The organism is Caballeronia sp. LZ035 (genome assembly GCF_031451175.1).
In the GTDB taxonomy this organism is placed as follows: domain Bacteria; phylum Pseudomonadota; class Gammaproteobacteria; order Burkholderiales; family Burkholderiaceae; genus Caballeronia.
Genome location: NZ_JARUXS010000007.1, coordinates 1 through 12,289, shown reverse-complemented (window position 1 = coordinate 12,289; position 12,289 = coordinate 1). Strand labels below are relative to the sequence as shown.

Genomic DNA, 12,289 nt, shown 5'->3' with positions numbered 1-12,289 from the left:
GTAAAGCAGCCGCCCCCGCATCTTCTGAGATTTTTTTGGCGCAACGTTCGTTTGAGCATCCGGTACTACGAACGGGAGCACGAGAGCAGATCGACTTTGGGAGGTAACGTTGTCTAGCCACTCTTCCCACCGCCGATCCTTCCAGATACTCCTGGCGGTTTCAACTTTCGCGTTATGTTGGATCCTCAGGCCGTTTTTCGGTGCGATTTTCTGGGGTGCAATATTGGCGTTGTTATTTCAACCGATGCAGCGCTATCTATCTGCTCGGCTTGGGCGGCGCCGCAACCTCGCAGCGTTCATTACGCTGGTCGGCACGGTCGTAATTGTGATTTTGCCGCTCTCCTTTGTCGTCACGACACTTGTACAGGAAATCAGCTCGGTATACACAGACCTTCAATCGGGGAGAGTGACGATCAGCGGGTACTTTCAGCATGCGCTTGGCGTACTTCCCGCGTGGGCGACGACGCTCTTGCGACGATTTGGCGTGGCCGACCTGGCAGGCATGCAGAAGCGCTTGCTGGAAGGCGCGTCGGCGATCAGTCAGTTCGCAGGCGAGCAAGCGGTCATGATCGGGCAGAACACCTTCGAGTTTGTCGTGAGCTTTGGGGTGATGCTTTATTTGACGTTCTTCCTGCTTCGTGATGGCGCCGAGCTCGGGGGGCGGTTTCGGCGTGCGCTGCCGCTTGACCGGGATCACAAAGAGCATCTGATCTCAAAATTCTCGACCGTCGTGCGAGCGACCGTCAAGGGCAACATGGCGGTTGCGGCAGCGCAAGGCATCCTTGGCGGGCTGATCTTCTTCGTGTTAGGGATAGAAGGGTCGTTGCTATGGGGCGTCTTGATGGCTTTTCTCTCGCTGCTTCCGGCCATCGGCTCTGCGCTAGTTTGGGCGCCGGCTGCTGCTTACTTGCTGCTCACCGGTGCGCTCGTGAAAGGCCTTGTATTAATCGTCTTTTGTGTTGTGGTCATCGGGCTGGTCGACAATATCTTGCGACCTCTTCTTGTAGGCAAGGATGTTGGAATGCCGGACTGGTGCGTATTGCTCTCAACACTCGGAGGGCTAGCCGCTTTCGGCATCAACGGGTTTGTGATTGGACCGTTGGTCGTAGCGCTCTTCCTGTCCGCGTGGGATTTGCATACTCAGGATGACGAGGCCAATGAATCGAGTTTCCCATTGCCTATGGTAGCAACGGCAACGGAACCAATTACGGAGGCGCCTGCAATGGTGTCACGCGATGCGGATTGATCCTGCCGCTCAGGCGACGAGGCTGTTGACTGATCATGAGCGTTGAAAAATTTTGTTAAGGATTGGGCATAGCATCCTTGGGTTGATCGATCGCAATGACCTCGCGCGAAGAAGCGGTTGGGACCGGCAGCACCTGGAAGTTGATAGAGCGATCACAGGTATTCTTCGATACACCAAGACTGAAAGGTGGCTTCGGTGGGCCTTTCCAAGCGTCGCGCGTGCGGGGCACGAGACTTCGCTATCGCGGCGGGAGCAGTCTTTGCTTAGATGAACTGACGCTTTATGGTGGTTAATGGTATAGACACGTTTAGGTACAAGTTTCGAGATGACGCGGCGTTCAAAAAGCCGCAAATCAGTACAAACGCGAAACCACTGACTTTGAACACTCGCTTGGACTTTCACGCTCATGTCTTGTACTGATACGTCTTTGATAGGGAAGCCGCCGACGATTTTGCTGGTCGACGACGAGCGCGACACGCGTGCGGTGTGGAGTATGGTTTTAGAACTGGAAGGGATGACGGTGTTCGCAGCCGAGGACGGCGAAGACGGATTTGCACAAGCACTTGCTCATATGCCGGACTTGATCATCACCGACTTCATGATGCCGAGGCTGGACGGACTCGAGTTCTGCCGTCGAGTCCGTTTGGACGGAAGACTGGGGCAGACGCGCCTTATCCTTTGGTCCGCGGCCAGACAGATCGACACCCACGGGATGGCCGACCTGGTTGTGGAAAAACCCGTTCACATCGACTCGTTTCTTGCTCATGTCCAGCGGCTGTTGCGTCGCCACTGACATCGCTTATATAGGTGCCGGCGCAGGATCCGGTGGTACCTAAGAATCACGTCTCTATCCTTGTTTGTCCGGCGACGATTTGGTCGTATGTCCGGGCCAACGCATTCGCAGGAGGCACGTATGTCACGCACTGAAGTTGAACCGCTTCTGCCTCGCAGTACGCTACCGGAGCCGCAAAACGTTCGCCTGCGCGAGCTAGCGAACTGCATCCGCTTCCTTTCAATGGATGCGGTCCAGCAAGCGAACAGCGGTCACCCAGGCGCGCCCATGGGCATGGCAGACATCGCCACAGTGCTTTTCAAAGAATTTCTGAAGTTCGATGCGGCCGACCCACACTGGATCGATCGCGACCGATTTATCCTCTCCAACGGCCACGGTTCGATGCTCTTGTACAGCCTGCTGTACCTCACGGGCTATCAGGACATGCCGATCGAGGAGCTACAAAGGTTTCGGCAAGTCGGGAGCAAGACTCCCGGCCATCCTGAGTATCGCCACGCAGACGGGATTGAGTTGACCACCGGCCCCCTTGGTCAGGGCATTGCGGAATCGGTCGGCATGGCGCTCGGTGAACGGATTATGAATGCGTCGTTCGGCGACGCCTTGATCAACCATTTCACCTACGTTTTCACCGGCGACGGGTGCTTGATGGAGGGGATAAGCCAAGAGGCCATCTCTCTGGCAGGACACCTCAAACTGGGACGCCTCATTTGCTTTTGGGACAATAATTCGATCTCGATAGACGGAGCCACGAGCCTGGCAGTCTCGGACAATGAAGTCGAGCGGTTCCGCGCATCCGGATGGCATGTTTTGGAGATCGACGGACACGATACCGACCCGATTCGTCAAGCAATCGTCACTGCGCAGTCCGTGACGGACCAACCCTCCATGATCGCATGCCAGACGATCATCGGTTTCGGATTGCCGACCAAGGCAGGTACGCAGAAGGCACACAGCGATGCGCCTGGAGCGCAGGAGATCGCTGGTGCGCGGCTCGCATTGAACTGGAACTCACCGCCATTCGTGATCCCAGACGAGTTATTGAGCGAGTGGCGCGCAATCGGTTCAAAGGGGGCGGGTGAGCGCGAAAAGTGGTCAGCACGGCTCGACGCGGCGCCCGAGGCGCTGAGTCGTGAGTTCACGCGCCGCAACAATGGCGAGTTGCCGGCCGACTGGAAAGAAGCGATTTATGCCGCGCGCCGTGCTTTCGTCGACGACGGGGCTAAACCGTTAGCGACACGGCAGGCAAGCGGGATTGTGCTCAACCACCTGTTTGACCGTATCCCCGAGCTACTCGGCGGATCGGCCGATCTGACTCCTTCGAACAACACGAAGGCCAAAAATCAGGTGCCGATCGAGCCGGGCACATTTGCGGGTTCGTACGTTCATTACGGAGTGCGTGAACACGGCATGGCCGCGGCGATGAACGGCCTTGCGTTGCACGGTGGGTTAATCCCGTACGGCGGCACGTTCCTATGCTTTTCCGACTATTGTCGCCCTGCTATTCGTCTAGCGGCCATGATGCGCATCCGTACGATCTTTGTGATGACGCATGATTCGATTGGTCTGGGCGAGGACGGTCCAACTCATCAGCCGGTCGAACATCTGGCGGCGTTACGCGCGATTCCTCATCTCGGCGTTTATCGTCCGGGCGACGCAATCGAGACTGCGGAATGCTGGGAACTCATCCTTGCTCAGCCGCGCCGGGCGGCGGTGATCGCCTTGTCTCGTCAGCCATTACCGCTGCTGCGAACTGAAAGCAGCGTCGAAAATAAGTGCGCTCGCGGCGCGTATGTGTTGCTTGAAGCTGAAGGCGGAGAGCGGAAGATGACGCTATTGGCCACAGGCTCTGAATTGCATCTCGCAGTGCAAGCACGCGACAATATTCAAAAGCACGGCGTGCCCACCGCTGTTGTCTCGATGCCCTGTCGGCTGTTATTCGAGCAGCAGGATGCGAGCTATCGTCGTGAGGTGCTTGGAGCCTCGCCGGCGCGGGTCGCCGTCGAAGCTGCGGCGGAGCTTGGGTGGGAACGGTATTTGGGTTTCGAGGGTAGGTTTGTCGGTATGCGGGATTTCGGCGAATCGGGAAAAATCGACGATCTCTACAAAAAGTTCGATATCACCGCAGATGTGATTGTTCGCACCGCCCATGAAGTGTTGCGATCAGTGGAGGGCTGAGGTTCGCCGCCGCGTTCCATGCCGAATGGCCTCGATAGCACTAGATACTGCCGCAAGAGGATTTATGGTTTTTGTGAGCCCCGTTTTACGGAGCATGCACGGCGAGCACTGAGGCAACACGCGCGACCAGAATCTCTGCTGTACAAAGTCCAGGAAGTGCGTAGGATGGTTGAGGTTAGCCGAGTCGATCTCAGACGGCTCGGCGACCAGAACGCTCTGACTGTTCACGGCAGTGTCCTCGAATCTGGGGCTGCGCAATGCGACCCGCTGTTAGCCGATTCTGTTAACGCTTCCTCACATCCCTCATTGCCTTCGGTTCGACCGACACAGGTTCATCTCATGACAAATACGTTCCGTCTGTACCGCGGGCTGGAAATCATTCCGCTCGTCTACCCTAGACGAGCGCGCAACTACGAAGACGGGCTTGACGCTGCGGTACGCATTCAGATTCCCGATGCTCCCGACCGCTCAGGACGCAGTCGCGTGTTCCAGTTGAGGGGGCCAGCCGCGTACCAAAGTGCAGGCGACGCGCGGCGTGCGTGCGTGTCTTATGCTGAGCAGGTGATTGACGCTTGCCCGCAGCATCAAAGTTTATTTGATTGGGACATGCGTCCTTATAAGGATCTAAGGCGAAGCCGACGTGCCGACGCGGATTTGGTGGCGGGTTGGACTTTGGATTCAAAAACGCATAGATGTTAACCTGCGTCACGCGTTAGGAAATGAGGTATGCATAATGCCAAGCTCAACCCATGCCCAAATGGGTTTGACCCTATAAATGCAACAAGAGGGCGATTATGCGTCGCATCGCGGTTAGCAACTTGCCGTGTGCGTAATGACCTTTTTGCGGTTCTGATCGCAGAGGAGCACACGGTTCTTTAGCACACGGGCAGGCTGGTCTCTTCGAATGAGGCAAAACATCGGTACGAGCGCTCCGCGCTGCTAACCGAGCGCGTCAAGTCCCTTCTGCAGAAGCGTGGCTTGTTGAGCAAAACGAGAGGAGTCTCGCGATCTGAGCTTGCTCAAATTCTCCATTTTCCATCGGATGGCTGGAAGATCAGATAGATGATCGTAAGGCATCAACGACCAATCCGGCTCGAGTCGTACCAATGAGATGAGAAACCGTCGCTGCTCAGGGGTCAGCGCCCGCGGAAGATCGTGATGTAGTCGCGTCTGCACATCGACCAGTAAGTCAAGACTGACGGGATCGACGGTCATGCCGACAAAGCCCGCCTCATACTCATTTTCAAGGGAGCGCGGTTGGGCGAACAGGACCTCATGAACGGGTCGATTGTGTCCGGCAAGGTAGCCGACGAACGCTGTGACGAAATCCTTGTCCCAGTCCGGCCGTGTCGTACATATGCTGCACGTCGAAGATGTCCCGCGGATGCTGGCGGTCGAGCGCGGCAACAAGCTTGCTACCGTATAGTTCAGCATCAGACAGCGTTGGCACTTCGAAGTCGACGCGAAACATGCTCTGGGCGCGCGGTACGACGGCGCGCATTACCGTCGGCGAGAGCGTCCCCCGAAAAACATAATTCACTTCGACTTTGACCTGTGCGTTAGCGGACGACACGGTCAGCTTCACGTCGTCGCCCGCGTGCTTTCCACTTGCAGTCGCCACCGAAACTGTATGACCTTGTTGCTCAACCGCCTTCTTCACGCGGAGCAATTCGTCATTGATGATGGCCAGGGCCTCCTTCCGATCGGGACCGTGATCGCGCATGACCACGTCGATGTCGACGGAGAGACGCGGCAAATCCTGAACAAACATGTTGAGGGCGGTGCCACCCTTCATGGCGAAGCGAGGCGTATCAAAAACGTCCGGCGTAATCGCCAGCATGAGCCGGACAGTATCCAGGTATTGGTCATTCATAGGGTTCGAATCCTGCGAGCCGGACGATTAAGCTTTTAAGGTGAATTTTGGAGCGTCCTTTCGACTACTGGTCCATCGCCGGCCGGGACCGAGCCGGTCGACATGTCGCTGCAGATCTTGACCCCACGCAAAGCCGCTTGCTTGGCCGAGGTCGCGAACAAGTTTGACGACCTTCACGCGCGTGCAATGGGAGAGGAGGATGTCGAGGACCTTTGGCCGAAGATTACGGAGTGAGGATACGAGGGCCATCGCTTCGTCCAGAGGTTGACCTTTGGCTCGACGTTTTCCGATATCGCTGGCAAGTTCCAACAGAGCCCGCTCGGGCTCAGAGACAAGCACCGAGGGATCGCGATTTGGGAGGGCCGAAAGTGACGAGTCCCAGGGCATTTCGGTGTCGAATAGGCGCGTGGTTTGGAATGTATAAGGCATGTACTCCTCGATCCATTCCGGCATTGCATGAGGTTGCTCAGCCCAGAGGATGACTCGGTCTCGAAAGCTCACGTTGTGGCGTACGCCTTGCCAGTCCAGCGCAGTCTTCCCACCCACGTGAAGGCTGGGTATGCGTCTGCTCAAGTAAGCCAAGATCCCGTTTTGCGTAGGCGTGTCGCCAACGAGCAGATAAGCACCTTTAGACAAGCGTTGCAGCCATCCCGCCTTGACAAAGTACGTGGTCTGCTGGGCGCTGATGCCGCAGTCCCGCAGCATCTGCGGATCAAGCGGCTGCCCGCGAGGTGCGACGTCCATCAACCGCTGCAGCGTCTTACTCGCCATCAGTTACTCCATTGCATGCTTTTCGTTCTATAACGCGTAGATTTTATCGGTTAGTCAACATAAATCATGCACCCGCTAGACCGTCTTGAGTTCCGAGCATATTCCGTTGCCTGCGAGGGGTTGAAACGTCAGAAGGAGACCTTGCATGATTTTTGGTCTCGAATTATCGCAAAGTTTGTATTTTACAGTATTAAATCATGAAATCTGGTCACGCATCGCTTTTCCTGCTCAATCTCAAGGCCCGTTTCATCGGGTCAACCCGGATTGTTCTGATTTACCTCGCCCTGCTACCTTCTAGATCATACGTATGACCTAGGGGATGATGTGCCATGCCAACCCTGCACCGGCAAGTTCTGAATCGAATGGGCGAGCAAATTTGCTCCGGCCAATTCGCGCCTGGCGAGATATTGCCCGCCGAAGATCAACTTGCTGAACGGATGCAGGTAAGCCGCATCACGATTCGCGAGACGATGAAATCGCTGTCCGCGAAGGGCATGCTTCAAGTCCGACGCCGCCACGGCACGATCGTGCTGCCGCGCTCGCACTGGCAATTGTTCGATCCCGACGTGATTACGTGGCGCGCACGCGCTGGCGTTGTCGACGCCGATCTCATCCGTGACCTGATGGAACTGCGCACGATCATTGAGCCGAACGCGGCAAAGCTTGCGGCGAAGCGCGCGACGCTCGACGACCGGGCAGCGGTGCGTCGCGCATTCAAGGCGATGGAGCGCGCAGTCGCCGGGCAAGGCGAATATGTGCCTGCCGACCTCGCGTTTCACGGCGCGATCCTTGTGGCTTGCCACAACCAGTTCGTGCAACAGATGCAAAACGCCCTTTCCGCGATTCTGCGCACGAGTTTCGAACTGAGTTCTGAGATCGAAGGCGGCCCGGCGCGCTCGCTGCCGATGCACGAAGCGCTGTGTGTCGCCATCGAAAACGGCGATGCGCAAGCCGCCGAACATGCCGTTCTAACGCTGATCGAACGCGCAGAAAAGGACTTCGACGATCGCGCGACGCTTCAACGCACCGAGAACAACAAGCCTTCATAGCAACGCATCACAGTGGCACACCGATATGGGACCGTAGCCTGCGAAACAGGCTGCGCGGGCGCGCTCGCGCCTTTGATTCAAATTCATCGCACCAGGGAACACGCATGACCAACTTGTTCGATCTGAGCGGCCGCACGGCGCTCGTTACAGGCTCGGCGCGCGGCATCGGCTACGCGCTCGTGGAAGGACTCGCCGCGGCTGGCGCGCGCGTCATCGTCAACGGCACAAAAGCCGGTACTGTCGACGTCGCGGTGAGCCGCTTGCAAGCGCAAGGCTACGATGCTCTCGGCCAAGCGTTTGACGTGACGGATGAGGCGTCCGTCACCGCCGCCTTCGCGGCGTGGGACGCCGAAGGTGTCGAAGTGGACATCGTCGTGAACAACGCGGGCATCCAGTTCCGCAAGCCGATGATCGAACTCGCGCTCGCCGACTGGCAACGCGTGATCGATACCAATCTGACAAGCGCGTTCATCGTCGCGAAGGAGGCAGCGCGGCGCATGATCGATCGGCGTCGAGGCGGCAAGATCATCAACATCGGTTCATTGACGAGCGAAGGCGCGCGCGCCACCGTCGCGCCCTACACGGCGGCGAAGGGCGGCATCAAGATGCTCACGCGCGCGATGAGTGCCGAATGGGCCGCTTTCGATATCCAGGCGAACGCGATAGGCCCCGGCTACATCCTTACCGATATGAACCAGGCGCTCGTCGACAACGCGAGCTTCGACGCCTGGGTCAAAAGCAGCAATCCCTCGCAGCGCTGGGGCAAGCCCGAAGAACTCGTTGGCACGGCGGTTTATCTCGCGTCTTCCGCATCGAGCTATGTGAACGGACAAATCATTTACGTCGATGGCGGCTGGCTTGCCGTGCTTTGACACTGGAGACATCATGGACTACATCAAAACCGTAGCGCCGCAGAGATGGTGGCATCTCATGCCGATCATCTTCATCACGTACAGCCTCGCTTACCTAGATCGAGCGAATTACGGTTTCGCGGCCGCGGCAGGCATCGATAAAGACCTCGGCATCACCTCGGCGACATCGTCGCTGATCGGCTCGCTGTTTTTCCTCGGATATTGCCTGTTTCAAGTGCCGGGTGCGATCTACGCGCAGAAGAACAGCGTCAAGAAACTTATCTTCGCAAGCCTGATTCTGTGGGGCCTGTGCGCCGCCGCGACCGGCATGGTCAGCAACATTCCGACGCTGATGGCGCTGCGCTTCGTACTCGGCATCGTCGAAGCCGCGGTGATGCCGTCGATGCTCATGTATATCAGCCGATGGTTCACGCGCACCGAACGTTCGCGCGCCAACACGTTCCTGATTCTCGGCAATCCGGTGACAGTGCTGTGGATGTCGATCGTGTCCGGCTATCTCGTACGCAACTTCGGCTGGCGCGAGATGTTCGTGTTCGAAGGCGTCCCCGCGATCGTGTGGGCCATCGTGTGGTGGTTCACGGTGAAGGATCGTCCGGCCGACGCACCCTGGATGAGCGACAAGGAGAAGGCCGATTTCGATGCGATCCTTAAGTCCGAGCAGGCGCATATCGCGCCGGTACGCGACTACAAGTCGGCGTTCCGTTCGTCCATCGTGCTCAAGTGCTGCGCCATTCATGCGTTGTGGAGCATCGGCGTGTACGGTTTCATCATGTGGCTGCCGTCGATTCTCAAGTCGGCGTCGAAAAGCATCGATATCGTGTCGGTCGGCTGGCTCTCCGCCGTGCCTTATCTCGCGGCCATCGTGTTGATGCTGATCGCGTCTTATCTTTCGGACAAGACCCGCAATCGCAAGCTCTTCGTGTGGCCATTGCTATTGATCGGCACGATTGCGTTCGTCGGCTCGTATCTCGTCGGCAGTTCGAATTTCTGGCTGTCGTTCGCGTTGCTCGTGATTGCCGGCGCGACGATGTATGCGCCGTATGGACCGTTCTTCGCGCTCGTGCCGGAACTGATTCCGAGCAACGTGCTGGGTGGTGCGATCGGCCTGATCAACGCTTGCGGCGCGCTCGGCGCGTTCCTCGGCGCGTGGCTCGTCGGCTATCTAAACGGCGCGACAGGCAGTCCTTCCGCGTCTTACGTGTTCATGGCCGCAGCGTTGCTCGCGGCGGTCGTCCTCATGATGCTGGTGCCCGCGCAATCGGGCCTGCGCCCGACACCCAAGGGAGGCACGGGCAACAAGTCCGATGCCGTGTCTTCCGCTCTCGTGGAATAAGTCATGGCAACACTCATCACCGACGTCAAGGTTATCCTGACTGCGCCAGAAGGCATCAATCTCACCGTTGTCAGAATCGAGACGAATCAGCCTGGCTTGTACGGGCTCGGGTGTGCGACGTTCGCCTATCGTCATCTTGCGGTCAAGTGTCTGATCGAAGAGTATTTGCGGCCTTTGCTCATCGGGCGGGATGCCGAAGCCATCGAAGAGCTTTGGCAGTTGATGCATCAAAACGCCTACTGGCGCAATGGACCGATCGAAAACAACGCGATTTCCGGGGTCGATATGGCCTTGTGGGACATCAAGGGCAAGCAGGCGAACATGCCGCTGTATCAGTTGTTCGGCGGCAAGGTGCGCGAGGGGGTGCCGATCTACCGCCATGCCGATGGCCGCGATCTGAGCGAGTTGTGCGAGAACATTCAGCGATATCGCGAGCAGGGAATTACCCATATCCGCTGTCAGAGCGGGGGTTATGGCGGCGGGACATTCGGCCGCGCGCCCTCGAGTGCGCCTGAAGGCGCGGCGGACGGCATCTACCTCGACAGCCGCAAGTACATGCGCGACACGCTCAAACTGTTCGATGGTATTCGCAGCAAGATTGGATTCGATGTCGCGTTATGTCACGACGTGCACGAGCGCCTCAAACCCATCGAAGCCATTCGCTTCGCGCGCGATCTGGAGCCTTACGAGCTGTTCTTTCTCGAAGACGCGATCGCGCTGGAAGAAGGGGAATGGATGCGTCAGTTGCGTGATAAAACGATCACGCCGCTTGCGCAAGGCGAGCTTTTCAACAATCCGTATGAGTGGCGCTTTCTGATCACGGAGCGGTTGATTGATTTCATTCGCGTGCATCTGAGTCAGATCGGCGGCATCACGGCGGGTCGCAAGCTGCAGATATTTGCGGAGCAGTTCGGCGTGCGCACGGCTTGGCATGGTCCGGGCGACATGTCGCCGCTTGCGCATGCTGCAAACATTCATATCGACCTTGCATCGCGCAATTTCGGCGTGCAGGAGTGGTCGGGCACGGAGCCGCCGAACTTCGTGATCCAAGAACTGAAAGGGCCGCGCGAAGCGCTGCTCGAGGTTTTTCCGGGTCTTCCGACGTTTCGCCATGGCTTCGTCTATGCGAACGACAAGCCCGGTCTGGGCATCGATCTCGACGAGAGCGAGGCGGCGAAGTATCCATGCGAACGCGAAGTCACGCGATGGACGCAGACCCGGCTGATGGACGGCGGTCTTCAAACACCTTGACGCGTTCACGTTCCGAAATCTCGGTGGAGGAGGGAGGCCGATGCTGCGCCTGATCTCGGCCGGGTCTTCCAACACGGGTATGCAGCAGAACGATTTGGCGGTCCAGCAAGCACATGCGAATGCTCGTATCGTGTAAGCGAAGCAACGCGAATTGGCTGCGCCGACGAACCGATGCGGGTCCCGCCTCTCGGCCGCCGCCATGTCGAGTTAGTTCCAGTACACGTCATTCTCTATGACACGCCTTTGCCGGCGGTCGGCAGCCGCGCCAACAATCTCGGCACTTTGGGCGTCGCTGAAGATTGCGCGAAAATCGACTCCCGTTTCGACGTTATTGTCTTCAAAGGCAAGCTCCGGGTTCTTCTGCTTAAGACTTAGCCCCCGGCGGCGAGGTCGCTGTGGGCAGACGGAGACCCTTTGCGAGTCAACAAAAGTTCCGGCTGACTGCCGTCAAACCACCCAGAAGGTGCGACATATCCACTAGCCGCTGAGCGACGAGGTGTCGGACCTCTCCCTCACATTGCCAGGTGCCGTACACAGCCAGCAGTGCGGCGCCTAAAGCTTCTCTGCGTTGCTTCTCAAGCAGCGATGGCCAGATGATGACGTTCACATTCCCCGTTTCGTCCTCGAGCGTGACGAACATCACGCCCTTTGCCGTCCCTGGTCGTTGCCGTACGGTCACAAGTCCACAACCGCGGGCCAAGCGTCCGTTGCGGAAGGTGCGTAGCGTCGACGCCGGCATCAGTCGTTGCTCGAGAAGCGTGGGGCGCAAAAGCGACAAAGGATGCCGCCCGAGCGTTAGCCCTGTCGAGTTGTAGTCGCTGACGATGTCTTGCGCTTCAGAAGGCGCGCCGAGGGCTGGCGTCTCGTCGTCGATCCGACTATCAGCCAAGAGATCTCGGTCAGGCACGGCAGCGGCTGACTGCCAG

At 58.0% G+C, this 12,289-nt stretch carries 9 protein-coding genes and 1 pseudogene; 7 read left to right on the top strand and 3 right to left on the bottom strand.

Translation table 11 applies throughout. The features are described 5' to 3' along the window. Positions 1 to 109 precede the first annotated feature (109 nt). From QCE88_RS40130 to tkt, 3 genes are all read left to right on the top strand, one after another. Positions 110 to 1,246 (top strand): AI-2E family transporter, encoded by a 1,137-nt coding sequence (locus QCE88_RS40130; protein ID WP_309911498.1) that lies wholly within the window; start codon positions 110 to 112, stop codon positions 1,244 to 1,246. Between the two features lie 406 nt (positions 1,247 to 1,652). Beyond that, positions 1,653 to 2,039, top strand: coding sequence for a response regulator (locus QCE88_RS40125; RefSeq protein WP_309911496.1), 387 nt, complete (start codon positions 1,653 to 1,655; stop codon positions 2,037 to 2,039). Positions 2,040 to 2,159: 120 nt separating this feature from the next. Then, positions 2,160 to 4,214, top strand: a complete 2,055-nt coding sequence (gene tkt, locus QCE88_RS40120) for a transketolase (RefSeq protein ID WP_309911494.1) — start codon at positions 2,160 to 2,162, stop codon at positions 4,212 to 4,214. A gap of 939 nt (positions 4,215 to 5,153) precedes the next feature. On the opposite strand, the pseudogene QCE88_RS42185 reads toward tkt, so the two are convergent. Together QCE88_RS42185 and QCE88_RS40105 are read right to left on the bottom strand one after the other, a co-directional pair. Then, a pseudogene (locus QCE88_RS42185) lies at positions 5,154 to 6,087 on the bottom strand (nucleotidyl transferase AbiEii/AbiGii toxin family protein). 27 nt (positions 6,088 to 6,114) lie between these two features. Beyond that, positions 6,115 to 6,858 (bottom strand): type IV toxin-antitoxin system AbiEi family antitoxin domain-containing protein, encoded by a 744-nt coding sequence (locus QCE88_RS40105; RefSeq protein ID WP_309911491.1) that lies wholly within the window; start codon positions 6,856 to 6,858, stop codon positions 6,115 to 6,117. A gap of 329 nt (positions 6,859 to 7,187) precedes the next feature. Between QCE88_RS40105 and QCE88_RS40100 the strand changes: the two genes are divergently transcribed. From QCE88_RS40100 to QCE88_RS40085, 4 genes are all read left to right on the top strand, one after another. Then, complete coding sequence (locus QCE88_RS40100) at positions 7,188 to 7,907, top strand: FadR/GntR family transcriptional regulator (RefSeq protein ID WP_309911490.1); 720 nt, start codon at positions 7,188 to 7,190, stop codon at positions 7,905 to 7,907. 104 nt (positions 7,908 to 8,011) lie between these two features. Further along, positions 8,012 to 8,779, top strand: a complete 768-nt coding sequence (locus QCE88_RS40095; RefSeq protein WP_309911488.1) for an SDR family oxidoreductase — start codon at positions 8,012 to 8,014, stop codon at positions 8,777 to 8,779. 13 nt (positions 8,780 to 8,792) lie between these two features. Next, positions 8,793 to 10,112, top strand: a complete 1,320-nt coding sequence (locus tag QCE88_RS40090; protein WP_309911487.1) for an MFS transporter — start codon at positions 8,793 to 8,795, stop codon at positions 10,110 to 10,112. A 3-nt stretch (positions 10,113 to 10,115) separates the two neighbouring features. Beyond that, complete coding sequence (locus QCE88_RS40085) at positions 10,116 to 11,363, top strand: enolase C-terminal domain-like protein (RefSeq protein WP_309911486.1); 1,248 nt, start codon at positions 10,116 to 10,118, stop codon at positions 11,361 to 11,363. 421 nt (positions 11,364 to 11,784) lie between these two features. Here QCE88_RS40085 and QCE88_RS40080 read toward each other — a convergent pair. Further along, on the bottom strand, positions 11,785 to 12,289 hold a 505-nt coding region (locus QCE88_RS40080), incomplete at its 5' end, for an OB-fold nucleic acid binding domain-containing protein (protein WP_409018044.1).

What these genes read in the sequence shown, in the direction of transcription:
- tkt (WP_309911494.1), top strand. Translation starts at nt 2,160, where the DNA reads ATGTCACGCACTGAAGTTGAACCGCTTCTGCCTCGCAGTACGCTACCG.
- QCE88_RS40125 (WP_309911496.1), top strand. Translation starts at nt 1,653, where the DNA reads ATGTCTTGTACTGATACGTCTTTGATAGGGAAGCCGCCGACGATTTTG.
- QCE88_RS40100 (WP_309911490.1), top strand. Translation starts at nt 7,188, where the DNA reads ATGCCAACCCTGCACCGGCAAGTTCTGAATCGAATGGGCGAGCAAATT.
- QCE88_RS40095 (WP_309911488.1), top strand. Translation starts at nt 8,012, where the DNA reads ATGACCAACTTGTTCGATCTGAGCGGCCGCACGGCGCTCGTTACAGGC.
- QCE88_RS40085 (WP_309911486.1), top strand. Translation starts at nt 10,116, where the DNA reads ATGGCAACACTCATCACCGACGTCAAGGTTATCCTGACTGCGCCAGAA.
- QCE88_RS40090 (WP_309911487.1), top strand. Translation starts at nt 8,793, where the DNA reads ATGGACTACATCAAAACCGTAGCGCCGCAGAGATGGTGGCATCTCATG.
- QCE88_RS40105 (WP_309911491.1), bottom strand. Translation starts at nt 6,858, where the DNA reads ATGGCGAGTAAGACGCTGCAGCGGTTGATGGACGTCGCACCTCGCGGG.